We start from the raw sequence: 24660 nt of genomic DNA on the forward strand, positions 1-24660 counted from the left end.
TATGCCGCGCTGCGGTATGAGGCCCCCCGTCTGATGCAAATGGAGATCCGACATGGGTTACAAGGTCGTCGTCGTTGGCGCCACGGGCAATGTGGGCCGCGAAATGCTGAACATCCTGGCCGAGCGCCAGTTCCCGGTAGACGAGATCGCGGCTCTGGCCAGCCGCCGCTCGCTGGGAACCGAGGTGAGCTTCGGGGACCAGACACTGAAAACCCAGGACCTCGACACGTTCGATTTCACCGGCTGGGACATCGCCCTGTTCGCCATCGGGTCGGACGCCACCAAAACCTACGCCCCCAAGGCTGCGGCAACGGGCTGCGTGGTGATCGACAACAGCTCGCTCTACCGCTACGACCCGGACGTTCCCCTCGTGGTGCCCGAGTGCAACCCCGAGGCGGTCGACGGCTATGCCAAGAAGAACATCATCGCCAACCCCAACTGTTCGACCGCGCAGATGGTCGTGGCACTCAAGCCGCTGCATGACCGCGCGACGATCAAGCGCGTGGTGGTCAGCACCTATCAGTCGGTCTCCGGCTCGGGCAAAGAGGCCATCGACGAGCTGTGGGATCAGACCAAGGCGGTCTACAACCCCACCGAAGAGGTCGCGCCCAAGGTCTATCCCAAACAGATCGCCTTCAACGTGATCCCGCATATCGACGTTTTCCTCGACGACGGTTCGACCAAGGAAGAGTGGAAGATGGTCGCCGAAACCAAGAAGATCGTCGATCCCAAGATCAAGGTCACCGCCACCTGCGTGCGCGTGCCGGTCTTCGTCGGTCACTCGGAATCGATCAATATCGAGTTCGAAGATCACCTCGACGAGGACGAGGCCCGCGATATCCTGCGCGAAGCGCCGGGCATCATGGTGATCGACAAGCGCGAAGACGGCGGCTACGTCACCCCCGTGGAATGCGTCGGCGATTTCGCCACCTTCATCAGCCGCATCCGTCAGGACAGCACCATCGACAATGGCCTGAACCTGTGGTGCGTCTCGGACAACCTGCGCAAGGGCGCGGCGCTGAACGCGGTTCAGATCGCCGAAACCCTGGGCAAGCGGGTGCTGAAAAAGGGCTGATTGCCTCAAAACGGAACAATCCGGCCATGATCGGGCGTCCCATCCGGGGCGCCCGTTTTGCATTTCCAAGGCGTGAATCCGCAGATACGGGAAACCCGCCTTGCCATTCGGTCCGCGCCGGGGGGATAGTCGGCCCATCAGTCGCAAGGAGTGTCCCGCATGCGTGCAATCGCCAGTTTCCTGATCCTTCTGCCCTCGGCGCTCTGGGCCGATGACATTCCCCTGACCAGCACCGTCAACGCGGTCACGCTCTACCCGCAGGGCGGCACCGTCACACGCCGGGTCGATTTCAGCGCCCCCGCCGGACAGCACAGCCTGATCCTGACCGATCTGCCGCAGAACACGCCGCTGGCCGCCGTGCGCGTCGCGGTCGAAGGCGCCACAATGGGCAGCGTCACGGCGCGCAGCGATTACGTCCCGCCGCGCGATCCCGAAACCTCCTCCGCCATCGAAGCCGCACGCGACAAGGTCGAGGGCCTGGAACAATCCCTGCGCGATGGCGAAGCCGCCGTCGAAGCGATCCGCCAGGAAGAAAAGGCGGCGCAGGCCCGCATCGGGTTCCTGTCGCAACTGGGCAAGGGCGAGGCCGTGGCGGGCATGGACGCTGCCGGGCTGCGCGATCTGGTCGCCATGATCGGCGAGGAAAGCCTCGCCGCCCGGCAGGCCGCGCTCGATGCGCGTCAGCGCGCCGGGGCCGCCGACCGGGCCCTGAAGGATCTGCGCAAGGATCTCGAACAGGCCCGCGCCGCCCTGCGCGCGCTGGTTCCGCAGGACACGCCGCGCGCCATGCTGGCCGTGGCGATCAGCACCGAACAACCGGCCGAAGGCCAGGTGACCGTCACCTACACCATCCCCGAGGCCGGCTGGCAGCCGGTTTATGACCTGAAACTCACCCGCGAATCCGGGGAATTGGAAATCGAACGCGGCGCTTTCATCCGGCAGGCCACGGGCGAAAACTGGCAGGACATCGCGCTGACGCTGTCCACCTCGCGCCCGTCCGATCAGACCGCGCCAGGCGACATCTGGCCGTGGCTGCGCCGTGTCACCGATCCCAACGCCCCCATCCCGAAAATGTTGTCGCGCGGGGCCGCTGCCGATGCCGTGGCCGAACTGGCCGCGCCGCAGACCGAAGCGATGATCGTCGAACAGGCCGCTGCCCGGTTCGACGGGCTGGCCGTGACCTATGACTATCCCGGCGCGGTGTCCGTCGCGTCGGATGCCGACCGGGTGCGCGTGGCGCTGGGCACGCTGTCGCTTCAGGCGGATATCGTTGGGCAGGCCGTGCCGCTGGCCGATGACCGCGCGTTCCTGATGGCCGGTTTCACCAACACCGCCGACGAACTGATCCTGCCCACGCCCGAGGCGCGCTTTTACCTCGATGGCCGTTTCATCGGTCAGCGGTTCCTCGACATGATCCCGGCGGGGGCCGAGGCCGACCTGTCCTTCGGGGCCATCGACGGGCTGCGCCTCGCCCGTGTGATCCCGCAACGGCAAGAGGGCGACAAGGGCGTGTTCACCCGCTCCAGCGCTCTGGACGAAACCGTTCAGATCGAGGTCGAGAACCTCACCGCGCAGGACTGGCCGATGCGCGTGCTGGATCGCGTGCCTTATTCCGAACAGGAAGAGTTGCAGATCGAATGGAGCGCAGAGCCTTCGCCGTCGGAAACCGAAGTGGACGACAAGCGCGGCGTACTGGCATGGACCTTCGACCTGCCCGCCGGTCAGACACAGGCGATCACGCTGGACTATTCGCTGGAATGGCCCGAGGGCAAGGTGCTGCGCTGACGGCTGGCAAGATCAGGAGCGCGCGCGGACTCAAGCCTGCAGGGGGCCGGGCAATCGCCCGGCTTTCCCGCTTTGATGTCCGTTGTTCGAATAGCTGCCGCAGTCCTTGACGATGCCGCCGCCGCCCCGATCAGATCGGGGCGAAGCCGCCGGTCGAGGGGCTGTATTGCTCGACCCCGCCTTCGCCGATCTCGTGCCACAACCCGTGCAGGGTCAGTGTGCCCTTGTCCACGGCTTCGGCCACGAACGGAAAGGTCATCAGGTTTTCCAGCGAGATGACGACTGCCTGCTTTTCCAGCGCATGGCGGCGTTTGTCCTCGTTCTCGATCTTCTTCACCCGCTCGTAGCCGGGGCGCAGGATGTCCATCCAACGGCCCACGAAACTGGATTTCTCCTCCAGAGCGGGGGCCTTGCCGGTGCACATGTCCATGCAGCCCTGAACCCCGCCGCAATTGGAATGCCCCATGACGATCACATGCGCCACTTTCAACGCGGTCACCGCATATTCCACCGCTGCCGATGTGCCGTGCTGGTTGCCGTCGGGCTCGTGCGGGGGAACGAGGTTGGCGATATTGCGGTGGATGAAGAACTCCCCCTGATCCGCGCCGAAAATCGACGTGACATGCACCCGGCTGTCGCAACATGAAATCACCATTGCGCGGGGGTGCTGGCCTTCGTTGGCCAGCCGTCGATACCATGCCTGATTCTCGGTATAGGCCGTGGCTTTCCAGCCGTGGTAGCGATGAACGAGATAAGTAGGCAAAGGCCGTGCGTGTTCCATGAAGGGTCCCTCGGTCTTGTTGCGTCGCGCCGTGATAATCGGAATTCTCCGACAATTCGAGAGACAATATGGGGCGAGTGAAACCTTTTGGGAACCTGTCCAGATGCATCCTGTCCCGGTTCGTGGGAGAACTGAAAGATGGGTGAGACTTTGGAACAGGTAACGCTGCTCAGGCAGGACGAAGCGGTTCGGCTCGATTCCACGCGAATCGTCGAACTGGTGGCGCAACTCGGTGAATCCGGGGCCGAAGACGTGATTTGCCGCGCGCTTGAAGAACTGGCCGCGCGGCTGTCGCATACCGAACGCTGCCATCGCGAAGGGCGCACCGACGATATGCGCCGCAGCGCGCGCAGCCTGATCGCGATTTCCGAACAGATCGGCATGCAGGGTCTGGCGCAGGTCGCCGGGGACGTGACCCATTGCATCGACCGGCGCGACCGTATCGCGCTGGCCGCCACATTGGCGCGTCTGTTGCGCATCGGGGAACGCTCCCTTGGCGAGATGTGGAACATTCAGGACCTGCGGATCTGACGGCCGCCGTCGTTTGATGGCTTGCAGCTTCCGACAGGAGGGATAGGCTGGGCGCAAGATACCCCGAATTTGAAAGGGACGCGCCCGATGGACCTGACCTTTGCCGCCGCCGATGCCCCGGCCATTCCCCTGCATGTGATCGAACAGGACTCGCTTGAGGGCTGGCTCGCGGATCAGCCCGATCGCGTGGCCACATGGGTGCGCGGCGCCGGCTTTACTGCCGCGCTTGGCACAACCCTTCTGGTGCCCGATTCCAAGGGCGGGCTGGATATGGCGCTGGCCGGGTATGGCGATACCGGCGCACGGGCGCGCGGGCGCTTCCATCTCGCCACGGCGGCGATGCAACTGCCCGAAGGGGCGTATGCCTTTCACGGGCTCGACCCCGCCCGCGCCGGGGAAGAATCGCTTGGCTGGCTGCTGGCGCAATACGGCTTTGATCGCTACCGCGAACAAAAACCGGCGCTGGCCCGCCTGGTCCCGCCCGAAGGCGTCGATCCCGCCCGATTGCAGGCCATCGCGGCGGGCGAGGCCCTGACGCGCGACCTGATCAACACCCCGGCCTCTGACATGGGCCCTGCCGATCTGGAAGGGGCCTGCGCCACGCTGGCCTCGGCCCACGGCGCCAGCATCGACGTGATCCGCGGCGATGCCCTGCTGGAACAGAACTTTCCGATGATCCACACGGTGGGCCGCGCCGCCGCGCAGGCCCCGCGCCTGATCGACATGCGATGGGGCGATACCGGCCCGGCGCTGACGCTGGTGGGCAAGGGCGTGTGTTTCGACACCGGCGGGCTCAATCTCAAACCCGGCGCCAGCATGGGCCTGATGAAAAAGGACATGGGCGGCGCGGCCACCGTTCTGGGGCTGGCGCAGATGATCATGGCGCTGGCCCTGCCCATCCGCCTGCGCGTTCTGGTGCCCGCCGTGGAAAACGCGGTCGCGGGCAACGCCTTCCGCCCCGGCGACATTCTGACCGCGCGCAACGGCAAGACGGTCGAGATCAACAACACCGACGCCGAGGGCCGCCTCGTGCTGGCCGACGCGCTGGCCTATGCCGCCGAAGACTCGCCCGACCTGCTGATCTCGATGGCGACGCTCACAGGCGCGGCGCGGGTGGCTGTCGGCCCCGACCTGTCGCCCTATTTCACCGATGACGCCTCCCTCGTCGCCGCGCTCGAAGCCGCCGCCGTGCAGGTGGCCGATCCGGTCTGGCGGATGCCCTTCCACACCCCGTACGAGACGATGATCGAACCCGGCATCGCCGATCTGGACAACGCGCCCAAGGGCGGCTTTGCCGGGGCGATCACCGCCGCGCTGTTCCTGCGCCGCTTTGCAGGCCGGGCGCGCTATGCCCATTTCGACATCTACGGCTGGAACCCCGAGCCCAAACCGGCCCGGCCCAAGGGCGGTGTCGGCATGGGCGCGCGCGCCCTGTTGCAGGCCCTGCCCAAGGCGCTGAAGCTATGAGCCACCCGCGCCTGACCCCGGCCAATCCCCGCGTGGCGCATGTTTCGCTGCGCGGGCAGGTCACGGCGGATCGCTTCACCGAGGGCGATGCGCGTCAGGTGACCGTGCCGGTGGCCGACCTGCTGCACGCGCCGGGCGGTCGGCGGGAACGCCAGTTGCTGATGGGCGACGGCGTCACCTGTCTTGAGGATCGCAACGGCTGGGCCTTCGTTCAGGCCGCGCGCGATGGCTTCGTCGGTTATCTGCGCAGCGACCAACTTGGGCAGGACGAAGACCCCCCTACCCACCGCGTCACTGCCCGCGCGACGCATCTCTACCCGACGCCGGATTTCAGATCGCATGAACTGGCCATGCTCAGCCACGGCGCGCGGCTGGCGGTTCTGGGGCAGGAGGGGCGCTTTGCCGAAACCCCGCAGGGCTACGTGCCCGCGCCGCATCTGACCCCGCTCGATAAACTGGCCGACGATCCCGTGGCGGTGGCCGGCCTGTTCCTTGGCACCCCCTACCTGTGGGGCGGCAATTCGGCGCTCGGGATCGACTGTTCCGGGCTGGTGCAGGCCGGGTGCCTGGCCTGCGGTATCGCCTGCCCCGGCGACAGCGACCTGCAAGAGACCGCGCTTGGCGCCGACCTGCCCGAAGACGCCCCGCTGCAACGGGGCGACCTTCTGTTCTGGAAAGGGCATGTGGCATGGGTCGCCGACCCGGACACGCTGTTGCATGCCAATGCCTTTCACATGGCCGTGGTCCATGAGCCGCTGACACAGGCCCTTCCCCGGATCGCGGCGCAGGGCGACGGCCCGGTGACCGCCCGCAAACGACTGAAAGGATAACCCCATGTCCGACAGCTTTTTCCACCCCGTTTCCGGCTTCGACCTGCCGCGCTTTGCCGGGGTGCCGACCTTCATGCGCCTGCCCTATGTGCCGCCGGAACACGCGCGTTTCGACGATGTCGATATCGGGCTGATCGGCGTGCCCTGGGACAGCGGCACCACCAACCGCCCCGGCCCCCGGCACGGCCCGCGCCAGTTGCGCGATGCCTCCACCATGATCCGTGCCCAGCATCAGGCCAGCGGCATCCGCCCGTTCGAGGCAGTGAATTGCGCCGATCTGGGCGATGTCGGGCCTAATCCCGCCGATATCATCGATTCGATGGCGCGGATCACCGCGTTCTACGACCGGATCAAGCAGGCGGGCATCACGCCGCTGACGGCGGGCGGCGATCACCTGACCTCGCTGCCGGTGCTGCGTGCGCTGGCCAAGGACGCGCCGGTGGGCATGGTCCATTTCGACAGCCATACCGACCTGTTCCATTCCTATTTCGGCGGCACGATGTATACCCACGGCACCCCGTTCCGCCGCGCGGTCGAGGAAGGGCTGCTCGACCCCAAACGCGTGGTGCAGATCGGCATTCGCGGCACGATGTACGATTCCGAGGATCGCGATTTCGCCAGGGCCGAAGGCATCCGCCTGATCGAGATCGAGGAATTCCATGATCGCGGCGTGGCCGATGTGATGGCCGAAGCGCGCGAAATCGCGGGCGATGGCGCGACCTATGTCAGCTATGACATCGACTTCGTCGATCCCACCTTCGCCCCCGGCACGGGCACCCCCGAAGTGGGCGGGCCGAACAGCTATCAGGCGTTGCAGGTGGTGCGCGAACTGGCCGGGCTGAACATCGTCGGCGCCGACATGGTCGAGGTCTCACCGCCCTTCGATCCCTCGGGCGGCACGGCATTTCTTGGCGTGTCGATCATGTTCGAATTGCTTTGCGTGATGGTCGGCAGGGCCGGTCAGGCCGCGTAAAGCGGTTCGATGTCCGATACGTCAATCGTCTGGGCCGCGACGGCCATGTCATGCTGTGTTTGCATGTTCATCCAGTATTCCGGCGTGGTGTTGAAAGCGCGGGATAACCGCAGGGCGGTGTCCGGCGTCATGCCGGTTGTGCCCTTCACCAATCGTTCGATCCGGGTGCGCGGGACACCAAGGCGGCGCGCAAGTGCAATCGCCCCGATTCCCATCGGGTTCAGGTAAAGTTCTTTCAGGACTTCGCCGGGATGCATGGGGTTTGCAAGCTGGCTCATGGCGTTTCCTCTCAATGGTAATCGACGATTTCGACATCGGCGGGGCCATGTGCGGTCCAGACGAAACAAATCCGCCACTGGCCGTTTATCCGCACCGAATGTTGCCCCGCGCGATTTCCTTGCAACTCTTCCAGATGATTGCCGGGGGGAAAGCGTAAATCCTCAACGACAACCGCCGCGTTCAGGGCCGTCAGCATCGCCCGTGTTCGTTTGACCAGATCGGCAGGGAAGCCTTTGCCGTATTTGCCGTTGAGGGCATTCGTGGCAAGCTTACCCTTGGTGCTCTGGATCATGTCAGATATGTATCATCATGTGATACGTGTGTCAAGGGGCGATACATCGAGTCTGCCGCCAGTGCATCGTATCGACGTCATGCGGGTTGGCTTGGATAAAGTGCTTTTCTCAAACGTCGGATCGCCATCCCGCAGTCTGGCAATCACGCTTCCGCCCCTCACTCCACCGAGCGGATCAGCTTGCGTTCCAGCACCCGCAGCACGGTTTTCAGATCGTGACCGCGCTTCAATATCTGCCCGTCCATGCCGATCACCGCATAAAGCCCTTGCTTGCTGCGCAGTTTGGGGCGTTTTTCGATGCGATACAGCGGATGTTCGGCCGTGCGCCGGAAGACCGAAAACACCGCCACGTCGCGCAACGATGAAATTCCGTAGTCACGCCACTCGCCCGCCGCCACCATGCGCCCGTAAAGCGACAGGATGATATTCAGTTCGGTCCGGTGAAAGGCCACCTGATCCTGACTGCCACTGGCCGAAAACGGTGGAGGCGATTGAAAGTTCATGCCAACAGCCTTGCCTTGAAACCCGTGCAAATCAAGAGATTTCGCGCCCGGCGTTCAACCGCACCACAGCCGGGTGATGATATCGTCCTCGTCCAGCTCGATATTCAGGCGGTCGGGCCGGTGGTCCATCGTCATCACCGACCCCGGCGGCAATATCCGCACCGTGCCGTCAATACTGCTGTCGTCGAACGCGTCGCGCGGCTGGCCCACCAGATGCTGCATCTCGTTCGCGCCGCATGTCCCGCTCATGTCCGGCATGCTGTTCTCCTCCTCGACGCAGCCGGTCAGGGTCAGTGCGCACAGCGCCGCCATCAGATATTTCATCGTCTCTCTCCTTGGATGTCGCGAATGGTGCCATTCAAGTCGGGCACGGTCCATCCCCTGTCGCTCATGGGAATTGAAACTCCGCGTCATTTCGCTCAGACTCGGCGCAAATCGAAACCCGGAGGGATTATCATGCGCACCACCGCCGCCGTCGCCGTCGAGGCGGGCAAACCGCTCGAAATCATGGACGTGAACCTCGAAGGCCCGAAAGAGGGCGAGGTTCTGGTCGAAATCAAGGCCACCGGCCTGTGCCACACCGACGATTTCACCCTGTCCGGGGCCGACCCCGAGGGGCTGTTCCCCGCCATCCTGGGTCATGAAGGTGCCGGTGTGGTGCTTGAGGTGGGTCCGGGCGTCAAATCGCTCCAGCCGGGCGATCACGTCATCCCGCTCTACACGCCCGAATGCCGCGAATGCGAATACTGTCTCAACCCGAAAACCAACCTCTGCCAGTCGATCCGCTCGACGCAGGGGCAGGGCCTTATGCCCGACGGCACCTCGCGCTTTTCCATGCTCGATGGCACGCCGATCCTGCATTACATGGGCTGCTCGACCTTTTCCAACCACACGGTCCTGCCTGAAATCGCGCTTGCCAAGGTCCGCAAGGACGCGCCGTTCGACAAGATCTGCTATATTGGCTGCGGCGTGACCACCGGCATCGGCGCGGTCATCAACACCGCCAAGGTCGAAATCGGCTCCACCGCCATCGTATTCGGCCTCGGCGGCATCGGCCTCAACGTCATTCAGGGCCTGCGTCTGGCCGGGGCCGACCAGATCGTCGGCGTCGATCTGAATCCGGGCAAGATTCCCATGGCCGAACGCTTCGGCATGACCCACTTCGTCAACCCCAACGATGTCGAAGGCGATCTGGTCTCGCACCTTGTGGACCTCACCGGCGGGGGTGGCGATTACACCTTTGACGCCACCGGCAATGTCGGCGTGATGCGCACCGCGCTGGAATCGGCGCACAAGGGCTGGGGCGAAAGCATCGTCATCGGCGTCGCCCCGGCGGGTGCCGAGATTTCCACCCGCCCGTTCCAGCTTGTCACCGGTCGCTCCTGGCGCGGTACGGCCTTCGGCGGCGCGCGCGGGCGCACCGACGTGCCGCAGATCGTCGACTGGTATATGGACGGCAAGATCGAAATCGACCCGATGATCACCCACACGCTCAAGCTCGAAGACATCAACAAGGGCTTCGAGATGATGCACGCGGGCGAATCGATCCGCTCGGTCGTGGTCTATTGATCGCCACAGGCTCACGACAGATGTGATTTGCAGGGCCGCACATTCCCTTGTGCGGCCCTCAACATTGTTGATAGGCCTCAATGGCATAAGTTCGCTGACGAACCACAGCAATCACGTGGGCCATTCCCCACCGATCTCCGAAGGACAGGCAGCATGAGCGATACAAACGGCTACATCCCCCCAAAGGTCTGGACATGGGAGGTTCCGTCGGGCGGCCGGTTCGCCTCGATCAACCGCCCCATCGCCGGCCCCACCCATGACAAGGAGCTGCCGGTCGGCCAGCACCCGTTCCAGCTTTATTCGATGGGCACGCCCAACGGGGTGAAAGTGACCGTGATGTTCGAGGAACTCCTCGCCGCCGGTCACGCCGCCGAATACGATGCCTGGCTGATCCGTATCGGCGACGGCGACCAGTTCGGCAGCGGCTTTGTCGATGTGAACCCCAATTCCAAGATCCCCGCACTGGTCGACCGCACCGGGGCCGAACCGCTGCGCGTTTTCGAATCCGGCTCGATCCTGCTACACCTGGCCGAGAAATTCGGCGCCTTCCTGCCTGCCTCGGGCCCGCAGCGCACCGAAACGCTCAACTGGCTGTTCTGGCAGATGGGCAGCGCGCCCTATCTGGGCGGCGGTTTCGGGCATTTCTACCATTACGCGCCGGAACAATGGCAATACCCGATCGACCGTTTCACGATGGAGGTCAAACGCCAGCTCGACGTGCTGAACCGCCAACTGGCCGAGCGGCCCTTTATTGCGGGCGATGAGTATAGCATTGCCGACATGGCGATCTGGCCGTGGTACGGTAACCTCGTGTTGGGGCGGCAATACGGTGACGCGGCGACCTTCCTCGATGCGGCCAGCTATGAAAACGTCATGGCCTGGGCACAGAAGATCGACGCGCGCCCGGCGGTCCGGCGGGGCCGCATGGTCAACCGCACCAGCGGCGAGCCGCACGAACAACTGCTCGAACGCCACGATGCAGGCGATTTCGACACCAAAACCCAGGACAAGATCGGCGACAGCGCCGACTGACCCCGATGAAAGGACGCGCCATGGCTGACAAGACCCCCCTGCTTGCCGTCCTGATCGACGCTGACAACACCTCGCCGAAATGGACCGGGGCGATCTTTGACGAGATCGCCGCCATCGGCGAGGCCAGCGTGCGCCGCTGCTATGGCGATTTCTCCTCGCAGCTCATGAGCGGCTGGAACAAGGTGCAGGCCGAATTCGGCCTCGTGCCCCACCACCAGCCCGCCAACACCGTCGGCAAGAACGCCAGCGATATCGCATTGGTGATCGACGCGATGGACCTGATGCATTCGGGCCGCTTCGACGGTTTCGTTCTGGTCAGTTCCGACAGCGATTTCACCCGCCTGGCCAGCCGCATCCGCGAACAGGGGCTCGAGGTCTACGGCATTGGCGCGCGCAAGACGCCCGAGGCCTTCCGCAAGGCCTGCAAACGCTTCATCTATCTGGAAAACCTCGGCTCCGAGACCGCCGATGCGCCCGCGCCGAAACGCTCGAGCAACCTGACCGAGGCGCGCGACCTGCTGCTCAAGGCGATGGACAGTATCGACCAGGACAGCGACTGGTACACGCTTGGCCGCCTCGGCCAGCAAGTGACCGCCGCCAACCCCGATTTCGACACCCGCACCTACGGGCATCGCAAACTCAGCGATCTGGTGGCGGCGATCAAGGTTCTGGAAACCCGGCGCGAGGGCAATCACCTCTACGTGCGCCGGGTGGACTGAAAGGGCTGGCAGGGCCGTATCCGGTCTCCCGGCTTCAGTTCGTCAGCCCCGCATGGCGCATCGCGTCGTCGATCAGCGCCTTGGTTGCATCCGTCAATCCCACCAGCGGCGAACGCACCTCTTCGCTGCACAGGTCCAGGCGCGACATGGCGTATTTCGCGCCCACCAGCCCCGGCTCGGTAAAGATCGCCTTGTGCAGCGGCATCAGCCGGTCCTGCAACTCCAGCGCGCGGGCGTAATCCCCTTCCAGCGTCGCCTCCTGCACCTGCGAAACCAGCTTGGGCGCGACATTGGCGGTGACCGAGATCACACCGACCCCGCCTTGGGCGTTGAACCCGTGCGCGGTGGCGTCCTCGCCGGAAATCTGGATGAAATCCTTGCCGCAGGTCATGCGTTGCAGGCTGACACGCGCCAGATCGCCGGTGGCGTCCTTGACCCCGATGATGCGCGGCAGTTTCGCCAGTTGGCCCATGGTCTCGGGCGTCATGTCGATCACCGACCGGCCCGGAATGTTGTAGATGATGATCGGCAAGTCGCAGCAATCGTGCAGCGCGGTGAAATGCGCGATCAGGCCCGCCTGCGTGGGCTTGTTGTAATAGGGCGTCACCACCAGAGCGGCATCGGCGCCCACCTTCTGGGCGTGCTGCATGAAGCGAATGGATTCCAGCGTGTTGTTGCTGCCCGCCCCGGCGATCACCGGAATACGCCCGTTCACCGCGCGCACCACTTCCTCGACCACCGTTTCATGCTCTTCATGGGTCAGCGTGGGGCTTTCGCCCGTCGTTCCCACCGGAACCAGGCCCTTGCTGCCTTCGCCGATATGCCATTCGACAAGTTTCTTCAGCGTGTCCAGATCCAGCTCGCCGTTCTTGAACGGCGTGACCAGGGCAGGAAAAGATCCTTTGAACATGACACGCTCCTTTCTTGTCGTCACTTTCGGGGCCGCAATGCCCCTGTCTGATCTTCGCCCATTTCGCGCATTGGCAACAGACCGCCGTCCATTACCGTTTGTGATTGGACGGGGCCCTTGCGCGCGCATAGGCTGGCGCTGTCTATCCTTCGCCTTTGCGGGAAATGCAAGAGATCATGCGCCTGTTCTGCTTTCTCATCGGGCTTGGTGTCGGGCTTGCAAGCCTCTCATCGGCCGAACCGGCGCGCATTGCGCCGCGTCCGCTGGCGGCGGCGCTTTACGCGATGGAAGGCGGGCGATGGGATGTCGCCGCGCGCCTGGCCGAACGTGACGGCCCGGCGGCCTCGGCGCTGATCGAGTGGTATCGCCTCAGCGACGGGCAGGGCACACCGGGCGAGGTCGCGGCGTTTCTGGACGCGCATTCCGACTGGCCCGGTCTCGACTACCTGCGCCGCCAAAGCGAAGAGCGGATGGCGGCGGTCGGGACCGATTCGCAGATTCTGGCCTTTTTCGACGGGCACTTGCCGCAAACCGGCGCAGGGGCGCTGGCCCATGCCCGCGCCCTTCTGGCCGCAGGCCGGACCGGCGAGGCCGAGGCGACACTGGCGCTGGCCTGGCTGACCATGGACCTGTCCACCGCCGAACACGATCAGTTTATCGCGCGCCACGGGAACCTCTTGGCGCCGCACCACGATACACGGCTCGACATGGCACTCTGGCGCGGGCTGCGCGACGTGGACCAGATGCTGCCGCTGGTCAGCGAGACCCGGCGCAAGGTGGCCGAAACCCGCCAGCAGGTCGAAGACGGCAAGATCGCCCCCGACGATGTGCCGCAAGCCCTGCAAACCGATCCTCTGGTGGCTCATGCCCTGTTCAACCGCCACCTGAAACGCAACGACAGCGACAAGGCGATCGCGGTGATTCTGCGCCAGAGCCGCGCGGATGAGGGTCTGGGCGAGCCGGGCCGGTGGGCGGGCTGGCGGCGCTATCTGGCGCGCGCGCAGATGCGCGAGGGCAATGCGCAGACGGCCTACGATCTGGCCTCGCGGCACGGGCTGGTCGATGGGTCGTCCTTCGCCGATCTGGAATGGCTCTCGGGTTATCTGGCGCTGACCTATCTGGACGATCCGGCGCTGGCGCTCGATCATTTTCAACGCTTTCGCGCGGCGGTCGAAACGCCGATTTCCCTTGGCCGCGCCGGGTACTGGATCGGGCGCGCCCAAGAGGCGCTCGGCGATCCCGAAGCCGCGCAGATATCCTACGCCCGCGGCGCCGCGCATCAGACCAGCTTCTACGGCCTCCTGGCCGCCGAAAAGGCCGGTCTCCCCGCCGACCCCGATCTTGCGGGCGACAGGGCCCTGCCCGACCCCCGGCAGGCGGCCTTTACCCAAAGCCTCGTCTACAAGGCGGCGATCCTGGCCCTCGCCTCGGACGAGCTGAACCTCGCCGAGCGGTTCTTCGTGCGCCTCTCAGACAGTCTCGACGCCACCGGGCTGGGGCAACTGGGCGCGATCCTGGCCGACCTGGATCAGCCCCACCTGCAGGTGATGATCGGCAAGGCCGCCGCGCAGCGCGGCATCGTCCTGCCCGGCCCCTATTACGCCCTGCACCCGATGACCGACATGGACCTGCCCGTGCCGATGGAACTGGCCCTGTCCATCGCCCGCCGCGAAAGCGAATTCGACCACCGCGTCGTCAGCGGCGCAGGCGCGATGGGCCTGATGCAGCTCATGCCCGGCACCGCCGGTGACATGGCCCGCGCACTTGGCGAATCCGATCATTCCCGCGCCCGCGTGTTCAACGACTGGCGCTATAACGTGCGCCTCGGCAGCACCTATCTGGCCGGTCTGGCCGAACGGTTCGACGGCAACGTGGTGATGATGGCCGCCGGGTATAACGCCGGTCCGGGCCGCCCCCGCGACTGGATGGAAGAAAACGGCGATCCCCGCAGCGATGCGATCGACGTGGTGGACTGGATCGAACACATACCGTTTCGCGAAACCCGCAACTACGTGATGCGCGTCGCCGAAAGCCTGCCGGTCTATCGCGCCCGCCTCGGCAAGCCGCCGCACCCGGTACCGTTCTCGCAGGAATTGACGGGCGCAACCCTGCGCACCGTGTCGGACTAACCCTCGCCCTTCACCTTCTGCCGCCACAGGGTGAACAGCCCCGCCGCCACGATCAGCACCACGCCGACCGCCACGTTCGGACGGATCGTTTCGCCGAACACCGTCAGCCCAAGCGCGCTGGCAAAGGCCAGTTGCAGATAGGCGAACGGCTGGACCGAACTGGCCTCGGCCACCTCGTAACACTTGATCAGCGTGTAATGCCCAAGCGCCCCGGTCACGCACAGCACCGCCATCCAGCCCCAGTCAGGGCCGCTCATCGGCTGCCAGTACCACAGGCCGACCAGCGTCATCGCCACAGCCCCCACCGTGCCGGTCCAGAAAAACGAGGTCGTCGCGGAATCGCCCCGCGCCACATAGCGCGTCAGCAACCCGTACAGCGCGAACATCAGCGCCGCCATCAGGGGCACCACCGCCTCGGGCTGGAACACGCCGAATCCGGGCTGCAGGATGATGATCACCCCGACGAACCCCACCGCGATCGCAGCCCACCGCCGCCAGCCCACGCTTTCGCCCAATACCGGGCCGGACAGCGCCGCGATCAGCAGCGGATAACAGGCGAACACCGCATGGCTTTCCACCAGCCCCAGCAGGGTAAAGCCATAGATCATCACACAGATTTCGGCCACCAGCAGCACCGCGCGAAACCCCTGCACCAGCGGCTGTCGCGTGGCCGCCGCCGCGCGCAACCCCCCGGCCTTGCGCGCCGCCACGGCAATCACGAAAGCGGCAAAGAACCAATAGCGGATCATCACCACCATCTGCACGTTGTATTCCGCCGCCAGATGGCGGCTGATCCCGTCCTGCACGGCAAAGATCAGGGTGGTCGCCACCATCAGCAGGATACCGAGGCGGGTGTTCTGTTCGGTCATGCCGTTCCTTTCGTCGCGCGGGTCATGTGCCGCTTGCGCCCGTATCCCGGAATGCGCTCCACCGCAAATCCCGCGGCCTCCAGCCCCCGGCGCACGAATCCCGCCGCGGTATAGGTCGCCGCCGTGCCACCCGGCGCGGTATGCTGGCCCATAGCGGTTAACAATCCCTCTTCCCACAGTTCGGGGTTCTTGGCGGGCGAAAACCCGTCCAGAAACCACGCATCGGCGCACCCGTCCCATCCGGGCAGGGTGTCGCGCGCATCGCCCACGATCAGGCGAAACTCCAGATCGGGCAGGTCGATCGCGTGCCCCCCGGCCTGCCAATACGGGGCCAGTTCGGCGGCGATGTCGCCCAGTTCGGGAAATTGCGCCTGCGCGCGGATCATGTCGGGGGCCGCCATCGGGAAGGCCTCGAAACTGGCAAAGCGCAGCACACCGCCCACGCCCGCCTGCCGCCAGGCCTGAAGACAGGCCAACAGGTTCAGTCCGGTGCCGAATCCCAGCTCGGCCACCTGAAACCCGTCGCGAAACCGCGCAGGCAGGTCATTGCCCGCCAGAAACACGTGCCGCGTTTCCGCCAGCCCGTTCTCGAGGCTGTAATACGGATCGTCGAACCGGGTCGAAACCGGCACCTCGCCCGCGCGCCATTCCAGCTTGGCAGCGTCTGTCATCGTTCCCCCGGATCGTGTTTGTGCCGAATGGGCGCAGTTCAATATCGCGCCACCCGTCGCATGGGCATGGGCCGCAGCCTGTGCCATAACCGCGCCGACAATGCCGCTCTGACGGGGGAATGACAATGGCCGATGTAACGGTTCTGGGTGCGGGTATCTTTGGGCTGTCGATTGCCTGGACCTGCCTGCAACGCGGGGCCACCGTGCGGGTGATCGACCCGAACGGGCCGGGGGCCGGGGCCTCGGGCGGGGTGGTCGGTGCGCTTGCTCCGCATGTGCCGGAAAACTGGAACGACAAGAAGGCCTTCCAGTTCGACAGCCTGATCATGGCCGAACCCTTCTGGGCCAAGGTCGAACAGGTTTCGGGCCTGTCTCCGGGCTATGCCCGGCTTGGCCGCCTGCAACCCGTGGCCGACGATCACGCGCTTGGCCTTGCCCATGCGCGGGCCGAAACCGCGCGCGCGCTCTGGCAGGGTCGGGCCGATTGGCAGGTGATCCGCGCCGACGGTCTGGACTGGGCGCCGCTCACCCCCACCGGCTGGCTGATCCATGACACGCTCACCGCCCGGATGCACCCCCGGCAGGCCTGCGCCGCCCTCGTGGCCGCGATCCGCGCAAAGGGCGGGCAGATCGTGACCGACGGTCCCCTGACCGGCCAAGTGATCCACGCCACCGGCACCGCCGGGCTCGAAGAACTGACCGCCCATCACAGCCGCACGGTCGGCAATGGGGTCAAGGGGCAGGGCGCGGTCCTGTCCCATGCCGCGCCCGACATGCCGCAACTGTTCGCCGATGCCATCCACATCGTCCCGCATCAGGACGGCACCACCGCCATCGGCTCGACCTCCGAACGCGACTATGACGATCCCAAATCGACCGACAGCCAGCTTGACGATGTCATCGCCCGCGCCCGCGCCGCCGTGCCCGCCCTGCGCGATGCGCCCGTGATCGAACGATGGGCCGGGGTGCGCCCCCGCAGCCGTTCACGCGCGCCGATGCTCGGGGCGCACCCGCTGCATGACGGTCAGTTCATCGCCAATGGCGGATTCAAGATCGGGTTCGGCATGGCGCCGAAGGTCGGGCAGGTCATGGCCGATCTGGTTCTGGACGGGGTGGATACCATCCCCGAGGGCTTCCGCCCCGAGGCGTCGTATTAGGCGATTTGCGTCCATGATGGAGGCAAAATTCGCCCGCCCCCCGGATTTTCGTACAAAACGCTCGTACACTTCGTACAAAACGTACGAAACGCGCGTCGCTTGGATGCTCCCGGCTCAGGTTGGACCGGATCAGGGCAGAAATCGCTCGGTTTGCCGCCGCGCCGCGCGTTCCGAATACGGCCCCCGAACACCGACGCAGGGGGCAAAGCCGGTTTGTTGCAGGCATTGGTCGTTCGATGATAATGGATTGAAAACAAAAGGAAGTTCACATGCTCCCATCCGTTTTGTCGCTGGATCACCTCGTCCTGACGGTTGCCGACATCGAAAAAACCGTGGCCTTCTACCGGGATGTTCTGGGCATGACTCCGCAGAAATTCACCCCCGCCGACGGCACCACCCGATGGGCCCTGACCTTCGGCTCCCAGAAAATCAACCTGCACCAATCCGGCGCCGAGTTCGATCCCAAGGCCGCACATCCCAAATCGGGCAGCGCAGACCTTTGTTTTCTTTCAGAAATTTCGCTTGCCGATTGGGCGGCGCACCTGCGAAAACATGGCGTTTCGATCATCGAAGGCCCCGTTCCGCGCACAGGCGCCACCGGTCCGATCCTGTCGCTCTACCTGCGTGATCCAGACGGAAACCTTTTGGAAATTTCCAATAAATCAAAAGGTTAATCGTCTTCCGCAAAACTCTCCGCGCGGTAGCGATGCACCCTCACGCTGTCACTCCAATATTCTCTGGGCAACCCTGCCTTGACCTTCAGGCTATCGAGAAAACCCCGAGGCTCCGGCAAACTGTCCCACACCATCGGCAGGAATGTCCCCCTGCGCCCCTTGTCCGACAGGATCAAACCATCCTTCCCCGGCTCCAGTTGCGACACAAGATCGTCCTGATCGGAAAACCGCATTTCCCGCGACGGTGACAGCACGGCGACCTTGATGCGGATGCGGTCCAGCTCTGCCTGCGTGACGGGCTGAAACCGTGGATCGTTGAACCCGGATTTCAACGTGTTTTCAATAACATCCCGAATCAATGGCTGGTGCGCGCGAAGAGATCCGATGCAGCCTCGCAACCGCCTGTCGATGGTCAGCGTGACAAAGCTGGCCGCATGTCCCTGCAACGGTGTGGCAAAACTTTTGTCGTCCGTTTCGGCCCCATAACCGCGCCGCAGGCGAACCCGCAATGCCTCGCGCGCGGCGTTCAGTAGCTCGGTACGGTGCGGGTTCGGAATGATTTCACCTTCCGTTCCAAACAACGCCCACGCCCCATACCCCACGGTGCGCGAAGCATCTCCCGAACGGTCGTATGAATTGGCCATCGCCAACCTCTGCACCCGCGCCCCCTGCCCATGCCGCGACGCCATATAGCCCGCCACCGCCCGCACCCCACAGGCATGTGCCGGGGTCAGGCGGTCATACTGTCCGGTTTCGATCAGTTTGGCGGTTTCCAGATCGTGGGTTCTGGCGGCGTCCAGAGTCAGGAAATGGCTGAGGTCGCTGGACAGGATGAACAGCGTAAGGCCATCCATTTCAGATATGAAATCAATGACTTGAGCGACCTGATCTGTTGCCGCGCGGCCAATCGCCAGAGGTACGATCTCGGTCTTCGGATGCAGGCTGTGGAGAAACGGCAATTGCGTTTCGATGCCATGCTCCCGGTCGTGCGCGGCGTCTTCGACATGGGCCAGACCTGCGTTTGCCAGGGCCTGCCGCGCGGCCTGATCCACGGGCACGTCAAAACCCGGCATGCTGAAGGTATCGGCAGAGGGCAGGGCGATCCCGTCAAAGCCATGCCGGTGCGACGGTGACAGGATGGCCACCCGTTGTGGCCGCAGCCCCGCAGTGGTGCGCCAGGCAACTCCGGCCAGCCAGCCGGAATAGGCATAGCCCGAATGGGGCGAGATCACCGCGCATGGTCCCGATCCGGGCGGCTGTTGTTCCGCGTCGGTTTGGGCGATGCACGCCTCGACCATGCGGTGCAACGCGGCAGGATCGGCGGGATAGAACTGCCCTGCAACCGCTGGCGCGCGCGCCTTTATGCCTGTGTGCCTATTCATATCGTCACCATGTCACATAAGTATCAAGCAGACCCAAGGAAAGGTAAGCCCGCTTTATGCAGCACGCACGATATTGGTCACAGCACTCCGACGACCGCCTCAGATGCGAGTTGTGCCCGCGCTTTTGCAGCCTGAAGGACGGGCAGCGGGGCATGTGTTTTGTGCGTATGCGGCAGGGTGACGAAATCGTTCTGGACACCTATGGACGTTCCACAGGCTTTTGCATCGACCCCATCGAAAAGAAGCCGCTGAACCATTTTTTGCCGGGCTCTCCGGTGCTGAGTTTCGGCACGGCGGGCTGTAATCTGGCGTGCAAGTTCTGTCAGAACCATGAGATTTCCAAAAGCCGTGAGATCGACAGCCTGGCGCATGAGGCCTCACCCGAAACGATTGCGCGGGTTGCTCGGGATCATGGCTGTAACTCGGTGGCGTTTACCTACAACGACCCGGTGATCTTTCTGGAATATGCGTTGGATACCGCCGCCGCCTGCCACGAGGTGGGGGTAAAAGCCGTTGGTGTGACGGCCGGGTATATCTGCGATGCGCCACGGGTCGAGTTCTTTTCTGCCCTGGATGCGGTGAACATCGACCTCAAGGGGTTCACCGACAGGTTCTATCGCAAGCTGACCGGATCGGGGATCGGTCCGGTTCTGGACAGTATCCGCTATGCCGTGAACGAAACGCCGTGCTGGGTGGAACTGACAACGCTTCTGATTCCCGGCGAAAACGACAGCACCGCCGAACTGGAACAGCTAAGCCAATGGGTGTTGGACGAATGCGGCCCGGACGTGCCGTTGCACTTTACCGCATTCCACCCCGATCACAGGATGCTGGATCACGATCCTACCCCGCTGGAAACCCTCCTGCGGGCCCGCTCGATTGCGCAAATGGCGGGGTTGCGGCATGTCTACATCGGCAACGCGCATCATCCGCAGGCGCAATCCAGTTACTGCCACGGGTGCGGTGCGCGGGTGATCGGGCGTGACTGGCATATGCTGAGCGACTGGAAGTTGGACGATCAGGGTTTCTGCACTGCCTGTGGCACGCGCTTTCCGGGTGTGATCCAAGGTCCGCCGGGCGAATGGGGCCGCAAGCGGCTACCCATTCGCATGCACGAGGTTTAAATTGCAGCGGCGCGCAGCGCCTGCATTCTCGTGGCCAGCACCTCGAGATAATGATCGTTTGTCAGTTTCCCGTTCTCGTCAAATTCGTTCTGCGCCCCTGCCACACAGAGTGTCGGGCCGCTTATGATCTGCGCTTGCAGCGGGACGAGACAACTGAGAGTCATGTATTGCCCGGTTTCGCCCCCCGTGCGGCCCGCATTGGCGGACATGACCACAGTCGGCTTGCCCTTGAAGGCCATGCCCTCGACGCGGCTGATCCAGTCGAAGGCGTTCTTGAGAACGCCACTGACCCCCTTGTTGTATTCGGGCGACGAGATCACGACTGCATCCGCGCCCTTGATCAGGTTGGCCAGTGTGGTCACGGCTTCGGGGATGCCTTCGGCCTGTTCCAGATCGCCATCGTAAAGCGGCAAGTTCAGATCGCCCTCAAGCACCTGCGCCGGACCAAAGGCTGCCCGGGCTTCTTTCAGGAGCATCCGATTGTACGAACCCTTGCGCAAAGAGCCTGAAAGCGTGACCAGAATTGGATCGGCCATGATGGTTTCCTTTTCATCTTATCAAACCTGTCTCGACTATCCGGCATGTCGCCGTCATCTGGCAACAGGAGGAGACGCACAAAGAATGTGCAGGACGTGACAAGGAAAAAGCCCCGGAGGCTCGTATGCATCCGGGGCAGGTGGCCAGTTACTGGCTACGAGGAAATCTTACCACTCGTTCGGGCCTTTGTCGGCAAAGGCATGAACGAGGAAGTCGATAAAGGCGCGAACCTTGGGCTGTGTGAAGCGACCCGGTGGATAGACCGCAAAGATGCCTTGCGTTTCGACCGGGAGATCGGGAATGACATCCTCGACCAGACCATCGGTCATGGCCTGCGCGTACAGAAAGCTGGGCAGATACGCGATTCCAAGACCGGCGATCGCGGCATTGAGGAGCGATTGACCGTCATTCACCGACAGTCCGCCAGCGGTGCGTACCTGCCGCTTTTCGCCTGAGGGAGCCGTCAGCTTCCACACGGCTCCGCCCGACTGACTGGAATAGTGCAGCAGCTTGTGTTCGTTCAGGTCGTCGATCTTGGTCGGGCGCCCGTTCTTTCGCAGGTATTCGGGGCTGGCGATCATGCGCTTGGTGGTCTCGGTCAGTTTGCGTGCGCGCAGGGTGCTGTCTTCCAGCTCGCCTATGCGGATCGCCATGTCGAACCCTTCCGAGATCAGTTCGACATACCGGTTGTTCAGCACCATGTTGACCGAGATATCGGGGAATTCGTCAAGAAATGAGCCCAGAACCGGGCTGAGGTGGTTCACCCCGAAATCCGTCGCAACCGAGATGCGCAGCAACCCGGAGGGCGCGGATTGCATCGAACTCACCAGAGCGTCGGCCTCACCCGCGTCATTCAGAACACGTAATGCCCGGTCATAATAGGCCAGACCGATTTCCGTAGGGCTGACGCGGCGTGTCGTGCGGTTCAGGAGGCGTGCGCCCAGGCGTGCTTCGAGTGAAGAAACGTGCTTGGACACGGCGGATTTTGAAATCCCCATTTTGCGTGCAGCGTCCGTGAACCCCCCCTGGTCCACAACCGTTGCAAATGCCTCCATTTCCGTCAGGCGATCCATGCTCGATACCTCTGTTCGTTTGTCGAAATCGGTTATCGGGATGAATTCGGGCACAACTGGGGCGTATGCCCGACAATATCTGGGTTTTGTGACGGATCGTTCGTGGCATGGAAACAGGGAAACCGGTGTTTCCAGTTGATCGTCAGTCGGGGAGCGGAAGGTTAAAGCGTTGCCGCCAATCGTGTTCCCTGATCAATGGCGCGCTTGGCGTCCAACTCTGCGGCCACATCAGCGCCACCGATGATATGAGCGGCGATCCCTTTTGCTTCCAACGCGTCGGCAAGACCGCGTTCCGGGAGTTGCCCGGCGCACAGGACAATGGTGTCGGCCTCGATCAGCGTGGGGTTCTCCCGCGCCTCGCCGTGGCTGATATGCAGGCCCTCAGCGTCGATGCGTTCGTAATTCACACCGCTCAGCATTTGTACGTCTTTCATGCGCAGCGTCGCACGGTGAATCCAGCCTGTCGTCTTGCCGAGCCGCTTGCCGGGGCGTTCGGCCTTGCGTTGCAGCAGGGTGACGAGCCGGGCAGGAGCTTCGGGCTGCGGCCCTTCCGAGGCCACTCCGCCGCGTGTCTCTGCCGGGTCGCCAACGCCCCATTCCTCTTTCCACTCCGACAGGTTTTCGGTCGGGCTGTCGCCGTCCTGTACCAGGTATTCGGCCACATCGAAGCCGATCCCACCCGCGCCGATGATGGCGGCGCGCTTGCCCACGGGTGCTTTGTGGCGCAGCACGTCGATGTAGGACAGCACGTTGGGTCCGCCCTGCCCCGGAATTCCCGGATCGCGGGGGATAACGCCCGTGGCGATGATCACATCGTCAAACCCTGTCAGATCGTCGGTCGTGGCTGTCTGGTTCAGTTTCAGAGTTATGCCGAGTTCGGTCACCATGGTTTCAAACCAAGCGACCAGCCCGTGAAATTCCTCTTTGCCAGGGATTTCGCGCGCCATGTTCAGTTGGCCGCCAATCCGATCGGCCTGATCGAACAGGGTGACGGCATGGCCACGCTCGGCGGCGGTAATGGCGGCGGCCAACCCGGCAGGGCCCGCGCCGACGATGCCGATGGATTTCGGGCGGTCGGAGGGGGTTACCGTCAACTCCGTTTCATAGCAGGCGCGCGGATTGACCAGGCAGGTTGAAATCTTGCCACTGAAAGTATGGTCAAGACAGGCCTGGTTACAGGCGATGCAGGGCGCAATGGTGCTGGCCCTGTCATCGGCGGCTTTTTTCACGAAATCCGGATCGGCCAGAAAAGGCCGCGCCATCGAGACCATATCGGCACAGCCATCCGACAATACCTGTTCGGCCACGTCGGGGGAGTTGATCCGGTTCGAGGTGATGACCGGGATGCCGACTTTGCCCATCAGTTTTTTCGTGACCCAGGCAAAGGCCGCGCGTGGCACGGATGTGGCGATTGTGGGAATGCGCGCCTCGTGCCATCCGATCCCGGTGTTGATAATGCTTGCCCCGGCCTGTTCCACCGCCTGGGCCAGTTCTACGACCTCGTCGAAGGTCGAGCCATCCGGGATGAGGTCGATCATCGACAGGCGGTAGATCACGATGAAATCCGCGCCCACGGCAGTGCGCACGCGGCGCACCACTTCGACGGGCAGGCGCATGCGGTTCTCATACGAGCCACCCCACCTGTCGGTGCGCTTGTTGGTGTGGGTCACGAGGAACTGGTTGAGGAAATAGCCCTCGGACCCCATGATTTCGACCCCGTCATAGCCCGCCTCGCGGGCGCGGGTGGCGGCGGTGACGATATCGGCGATCTGTTTCTCGATGCCGTCCTCGTCCAGTTCCTTGGGGGGAAAGGGCGAAATGGGCGATTTGATGGGTGAGGGGCCTACACAGTTTGGGCCGTAGGCATAGCGGCCGGCGTGCAGGATTTGCATGGCGATGCGCCCGCCCGCGTCATGTACCCGGTCGGTGACGTGGCGGTGGTTGGCGATGTCCTGTTCGGTATAAAGCCCTGCCGCGCCGGGAAAAACACCGCCTTCGGGGTTGGGGGCCATGCCGCCGGTGACCATCAGACCCACCCCGCCACGGGCGCGGGTGGCGTAAAACTCTGCCACGCGGTCCCAGTCCTTGGTTTCCTCGAGGCCGGTGTGCATCGAGCCCATGAGGACACGGTTCTTCAACGTCACATGGCCCAGATCGAGGGGTGACAGAAGGTGGCTGTATTTGGTCATGGCGGCCTCCGGGTTTTGACGGGCAGCATGGCGGGGCCGCGCGTGTTTGTCACCCGAAACGCTGCGTTAAGGCCGCAGAGCAACCCCGCCGGAAACCGCATCTGTATAA

The 24660-nt window shown here is 63.8% G+C and carries 25 protein-coding genes; 13 read left to right on the top strand and 12 right to left on the bottom strand.

Annotation, left to right across the window (positions count from 1 at the left end; all coding sequences use genetic code 11):
• Positions 1-52: 52 nt before the first annotated feature.
• Together KPG71_RS15380 and KPG71_RS15385 are read left to right on the top strand one after the other, a co-directional pair.
• Positions 53-1075: an aspartate-semialdehyde dehydrogenase gene (locus tag KPG71_RS15380; protein WP_073035709.1), complete on the top strand. Its 1023-nt coding sequence runs from the start codon at positions 53-55 to the stop codon at positions 1073-1075.
• A gap of 159 nt (positions 1076-1234) precedes the next feature.
• Complete coding sequence (locus KPG71_RS15385; RefSeq protein WP_216338916.1) at positions 1235-2860, top strand: DUF4139 domain-containing protein; 1626 nt, start codon at positions 1235-1237, stop codon at positions 2858-2860.
• 130 nt (positions 2861-2990) lie between these two features.
• Here the strand turns inward: KPG71_RS15385 and KPG71_RS15390 are convergent, their stop codons facing one another.
• A complete protein-coding gene (locus KPG71_RS15390; RefSeq protein ID WP_216338918.1) occupies positions 2991-3641 on the bottom strand; it encodes a carbonic anhydrase in 651 nt (216 codons plus the stop codon).
• A 138-nt stretch (positions 3642-3779) separates the two neighbouring features.
• On the opposite strand from KPG71_RS15390, the gene KPG71_RS15395 reads away from it, so the two are divergent.
• From KPG71_RS15395 to speB, 4 genes are all read left to right on the top strand, one after another.
• The gene (locus KPG71_RS15395; RefSeq protein ID WP_216338921.1) at positions 3780-4172 is read left to right on the top strand and encodes a hypothetical protein; all 393 of its coding nucleotides are present in this window, start codon (positions 3780-3782) and stop codon (positions 4170-4172) included.
• An 87-nt stretch (positions 4173-4259) separates the two neighbouring features.
• Positions 4260-5639 (top strand): M17 family metallopeptidase, encoded by a 1380-nt coding sequence (locus KPG71_RS15400; protein ID WP_216338922.1) that lies wholly within the window; start codon positions 4260-4262, stop codon positions 5637-5639.
• Complete coding sequence (locus KPG71_RS15405; protein ID WP_216338924.1) at positions 5636-6469, top strand: NlpC/P60 family protein; 834 nt, start codon at positions 5636-5638, stop codon at positions 6467-6469. Before KPG71_RS15400 ends, KPG71_RS15405 begins: the two co-directional genes overlap by 4 nt.
• A 4-nt stretch (positions 6470-6473) precedes the next feature.
• Positions 6474-7442, top strand: a complete 969-nt coding sequence (gene speB / locus KPG71_RS15410; protein ID WP_216338927.1) for an agmatinase — start codon at positions 6474-6476, stop codon at positions 7440-7442.
• Here speB and KPG71_RS15415 read toward each other — a convergent pair.
• The 4 genes from KPG71_RS15415 to KPG71_RS15430 all read right to left on the bottom strand — a co-directional run bounded on the left by KPG71_RS15415 (position 7430) and on the right by KPG71_RS15430 (position 8840).
• Positions 7430-7720 carry a HigA family addiction module antitoxin gene (locus KPG71_RS15415; protein WP_216338929.1) on the bottom strand — a complete coding sequence of 97 codons (291 nt, stop codon included), beginning with the start codon at positions 7718-7720 and terminating at the stop codon, positions 7430-7432. The genes speB and KPG71_RS15415 overlap by 13 nt on opposite strands.
• An 11-nt stretch (positions 7721-7731) precedes the next feature.
• The gene (locus tag KPG71_RS15420) at positions 7732-8013 is read right to left on the bottom strand and encodes a type II toxin-antitoxin system RelE/ParE family toxin (RefSeq protein ID WP_216338931.1); all 282 of its coding nucleotides are present in this window, start codon (positions 8011-8013) and stop codon (positions 7732-7734) included.
• 158 nt (positions 8014-8171) lie between these two features.
• Positions 8172-8516, bottom strand: coding sequence for a DUF2794 domain-containing protein (locus KPG71_RS15425; RefSeq protein ID WP_073035702.1), 345 nt, complete (start codon positions 8514-8516; stop codon positions 8172-8174).
• A gap of 54 nt (positions 8517-8570) precedes the next feature.
• A complete protein-coding gene (locus tag KPG71_RS15430) occupies positions 8571-8840 on the bottom strand; it encodes an I78 family peptidase inhibitor (RefSeq protein ID WP_253196301.1) in 270 nt (89 codons plus the stop codon).
• Positions 8841-8972: 132 nt separating this feature from the next.
• On the opposite strand from KPG71_RS15430, the gene KPG71_RS15435 reads away from it, so the two are divergent.
• The 3 genes from KPG71_RS15435 (at position 8973) to KPG71_RS15445 (ending at position 11836) form a co-directional block, all read left to right on the top strand.
• Positions 8973-10085 carry an S-(hydroxymethyl)glutathione dehydrogenase/class III alcohol dehydrogenase gene (locus tag KPG71_RS15435; RefSeq protein ID WP_216339065.1) on the top strand — a complete coding sequence of 371 codons (1113 nt, stop codon included), beginning with the start codon at positions 8973-8975 and terminating at the stop codon, positions 10083-10085.
• A gap of 153 nt (positions 10086-10238) precedes the next feature.
• Positions 10239-11117, top strand: a complete 879-nt coding sequence (gene yghU / locus KPG71_RS15440) for a glutathione-dependent disulfide-bond oxidoreductase (protein ID WP_216338932.1) — start codon at positions 10239-10241, stop codon at positions 11115-11117.
• A gap of 20 nt (positions 11118-11137) precedes the next feature.
• Positions 11138-11836, top strand: coding sequence for an NYN domain-containing protein (locus tag KPG71_RS15445; RefSeq protein ID WP_216338934.1), 699 nt, complete (start codon positions 11138-11140; stop codon positions 11834-11836).
• Between the two features lie 34 nt (positions 11837-11870).
• Here the strand turns inward: KPG71_RS15445 and dapA are convergent, their stop codons facing one another.
• Positions 11871-12746 (bottom strand): 4-hydroxy-tetrahydrodipicolinate synthase, encoded by an 876-nt coding sequence (gene dapA / locus KPG71_RS15450; RefSeq protein WP_216338937.1) that lies wholly within the window; start codon positions 12744-12746, stop codon positions 11871-11873.
• A gap of 164 nt (positions 12747-12910) precedes the next feature.
• On the opposite strand from dapA, the gene KPG71_RS15455 reads away from it, so the two are divergent.
• Positions 12911-14875 carry a lytic transglycosylase domain-containing protein gene (locus KPG71_RS15455; protein ID WP_216338938.1) on the top strand — a complete coding sequence of 655 codons (1965 nt, stop codon included), beginning with the start codon at positions 12911-12913 and terminating at the stop codon, positions 14873-14875.
• Here KPG71_RS15455 and KPG71_RS15460 read toward each other — a convergent pair.
• Both KPG71_RS15460 and mnmD read right to left on the bottom strand, forming a co-directional pair.
• Complete coding sequence (locus KPG71_RS15460) at positions 14872-15744, bottom strand: DMT family transporter (RefSeq protein ID WP_216338940.1); 873 nt, start codon at positions 15742-15744, stop codon at positions 14872-14874. The genes KPG71_RS15455 and KPG71_RS15460 overlap by 4 nt on opposite strands.
• Positions 15741-16415, bottom strand: coding sequence for a tRNA (5-methylaminomethyl-2-thiouridine)(34)-methyltransferase MnmD (gene mnmD, locus KPG71_RS15465; protein WP_216338942.1), 675 nt, complete (start codon positions 16413-16415; stop codon positions 15741-15743). Before mnmD ends, KPG71_RS15460 begins: the two co-directional genes overlap by 4 nt.
• 125 nt (positions 16416-16540) lie before the next feature.
• Here mnmD and KPG71_RS15470 point away from each other — a divergent pair, with 125 nt between their 5' ends.
• Positions 16541-17572 carry an FAD-binding oxidoreductase gene (locus KPG71_RS15470; protein WP_216338943.1) on the top strand — a complete coding sequence of 344 codons (1032 nt, stop codon included), beginning with the start codon at positions 16541-16543 and terminating at the stop codon, positions 17570-17572.
• A 269-nt stretch (positions 17573-17841) separates the two neighbouring features.
• Positions 17842-18246 carry a VOC family protein gene (locus tag KPG71_RS15475; protein ID WP_216338945.1) on the top strand — a complete coding sequence of 135 codons (405 nt, stop codon included), beginning with the start codon at positions 17842-17844 and terminating at the stop codon, positions 18244-18246.
• On the opposite strand, the gene amrB is transcribed toward KPG71_RS15475, so the two are convergent.
• Positions 18243-19628 carry an AmmeMemoRadiSam system protein B gene (amrB, locus tag KPG71_RS15480; RefSeq protein WP_216338947.1) on the bottom strand — a complete coding sequence of 462 codons (1386 nt, stop codon included), beginning with the start codon at positions 19626-19628 and terminating at the stop codon, positions 18243-18245. The genes KPG71_RS15475 and amrB overlap by 4 nt on opposite strands.
• Before the next feature lie 56 nt (positions 19629-19684).
• On the opposite strand from amrB, the gene amrS reads away from it, so the two are divergent.
• A complete protein-coding gene (gene amrS / locus KPG71_RS15485) occupies positions 19685-20752 on the top strand; it encodes an AmmeMemoRadiSam system radical SAM enzyme (RefSeq protein ID WP_216338949.1) in 1068 nt (355 codons plus the stop codon).
• Here the strand turns inward: amrS and KPG71_RS15490 are convergent.
• From KPG71_RS15490 to KPG71_RS15500, 3 genes are all read right to left on the bottom strand, one after another.
• Positions 20749-21288, bottom strand: a complete 540-nt coding sequence (locus tag KPG71_RS15490; RefSeq protein ID WP_216338951.1) for an NADPH-dependent FMN reductase — start codon at positions 21286-21288, stop codon at positions 20749-20751. The genes amrS and KPG71_RS15490 overlap by 4 nt on opposite strands.
• A 168-nt stretch (positions 21289-21456) precedes the next feature.
• Complete coding sequence (locus KPG71_RS15495) at positions 21457-22362, bottom strand: LysR family transcriptional regulator (RefSeq protein ID WP_216338953.1); 906 nt, start codon at positions 22360-22362, stop codon at positions 21457-21459.
• A 161-nt stretch (positions 22363-22523) separates the two neighbouring features.
• On the bottom strand, positions 22524-24551 hold the full coding sequence (locus KPG71_RS15500) for an NADPH-dependent 2,4-dienoyl-CoA reductase (protein ID WP_216338955.1): 2028 nt from the start codon (positions 24549-24551) through the stop codon (positions 22524-22526).
• Between the last annotated feature and the right edge of the window lie 109 nt (positions 24552-24660).

The organism is Roseovarius sp. PS-C2 (assembly GCF_018862045.1).
Classification (GTDB): Bacteria; Pseudomonadota; Alphaproteobacteria; order Rhodobacterales; family Rhodobacteraceae; genus Roseovarius.

Coding starts and splice junctions, on each gene's coding strand:
- amrB (WP_216338947.1), bottom strand. CDS start 19,628: ATGAATAGGCACACAGGCATAAAGGCGCGCGCGCCAGCGGTTGCAGGG.
- amrS (WP_216338949.1), top strand. CDS start 19,685: ATGCAGCACGCACGATATTGGTCACAGCACTCCGACGACCGCCTCAGA.
- KPG71_RS15400 (WP_216338922.1), top strand. CDS start 4,260: ATGGACCTGACCTTTGCCGCCGCCGATGCCCCGGCCATTCCCCTGCAT.
- KPG71_RS15425 (WP_073035702.1), bottom strand. CDS start 8,516: ATGAACTTTCAATCGCCTCCACCGTTTTCGGCCAGTGGCAGTCAGGAT.
- KPG71_RS15445 (WP_216338934.1), top strand. CDS start 11,138: ATGGCTGACAAGACCCCCCTGCTTGCCGTCCTGATCGACGCTGACAAC.
- speB (WP_216338927.1), top strand. CDS start 6,474: ATGTCCGACAGCTTTTTCCACCCCGTTTCCGGCTTCGACCTGCCGCGC.
- KPG71_RS15435 (WP_216339065.1), top strand. CDS start 8,973: ATGCGCACCACCGCCGCCGTCGCCGTCGAGGCGGGCAAACCGCTCGAA.
- KPG71_RS15500 (WP_216338955.1), bottom strand. CDS start 24,551: ATGACCAAATACAGCCACCTTCTGTCACCCCTCGATCTGGGCCATGTG.
- KPG71_RS15430 (WP_253196301.1), bottom strand. CDS start 8,840: ATGAAATATCTGATGGCGGCGCTGTGCGCACTGACCCTGACCGGCTGC.
- yghU (WP_216338932.1), top strand. CDS start 10,239: ATGAGCGATACAAACGGCTACATCCCCCCAAAGGTCTGGACATGGGAG.
- KPG71_RS15420 (WP_216338931.1), bottom strand. CDS start 8,013: ATGATCCAGAGCACCAAGGGTAAGCTTGCCACGAATGCCCTCAACGGC.
- KPG71_RS15405 (WP_216338924.1), top strand. CDS start 5,636: ATGAGCCACCCGCGCCTGACCCCGGCCAATCCCCGCGTGGCGCATGTT.
- dapA (WP_216338937.1), bottom strand. CDS start 12,746: ATGTTCAAAGGATCTTTTCCTGCCCTGGTCACGCCGTTCAAGAACGGC.
- mnmD (WP_216338942.1), bottom strand. CDS start 16,415: ATGACAGACGCTGCCAAGCTGGAATGGCGCGCGGGCGAGGTGCCGGTT.
- KPG71_RS15495 (WP_216338953.1), bottom strand. CDS start 22,362: ATGGATCGCCTGACGGAAATGGAGGCATTTGCAACGGTTGTGGACCAG.
- KPG71_RS15475 (WP_216338945.1), top strand. CDS start 17,842: ATGCTCCCATCCGTTTTGTCGCTGGATCACCTCGTCCTGACGGTTGCC.
- KPG71_RS15380 (WP_073035709.1), top strand. CDS start 53: ATGGGTTACAAGGTCGTCGTCGTTGGCGCCACGGGCAATGTGGGCCGC.
- KPG71_RS15455 (WP_216338938.1), top strand. CDS start 12,911: ATGCAAGAGATCATGCGCCTGTTCTGCTTTCTCATCGGGCTTGGTGTC.
- KPG71_RS15470 (WP_216338943.1), top strand. CDS start 16,541: ATGGCCGATGTAACGGTTCTGGGTGCGGGTATCTTTGGGCTGTCGATT.
- KPG71_RS15490 (WP_216338951.1), bottom strand. CDS start 21,288: ATGGCCGATCCAATTCTGGTCACGCTTTCAGGCTCTTTGCGCAAGGGT.
- KPG71_RS15460 (WP_216338940.1), bottom strand. CDS start 15,744: ATGACCGAACAGAACACCCGCCTCGGTATCCTGCTGATGGTGGCGACC.
- KPG71_RS15390 (WP_216338918.1), bottom strand. CDS start 3,641: ATGGAACACGCACGGCCTTTGCCTACTTATCTCGTTCATCGCTACCAC.
- KPG71_RS15415 (WP_216338929.1), bottom strand. CDS start 7,720: ATGAGCCAGCTTGCAAACCCCATGCATCCCGGCGAAGTCCTGAAAGAA.
- KPG71_RS15385 (WP_216338916.1), top strand. CDS start 1,235: ATGCGTGCAATCGCCAGTTTCCTGATCCTTCTGCCCTCGGCGCTCTGG.
- KPG71_RS15395 (WP_216338921.1), top strand. CDS start 3,780: ATGGGTGAGACTTTGGAACAGGTAACGCTGCTCAGGCAGGACGAAGCG.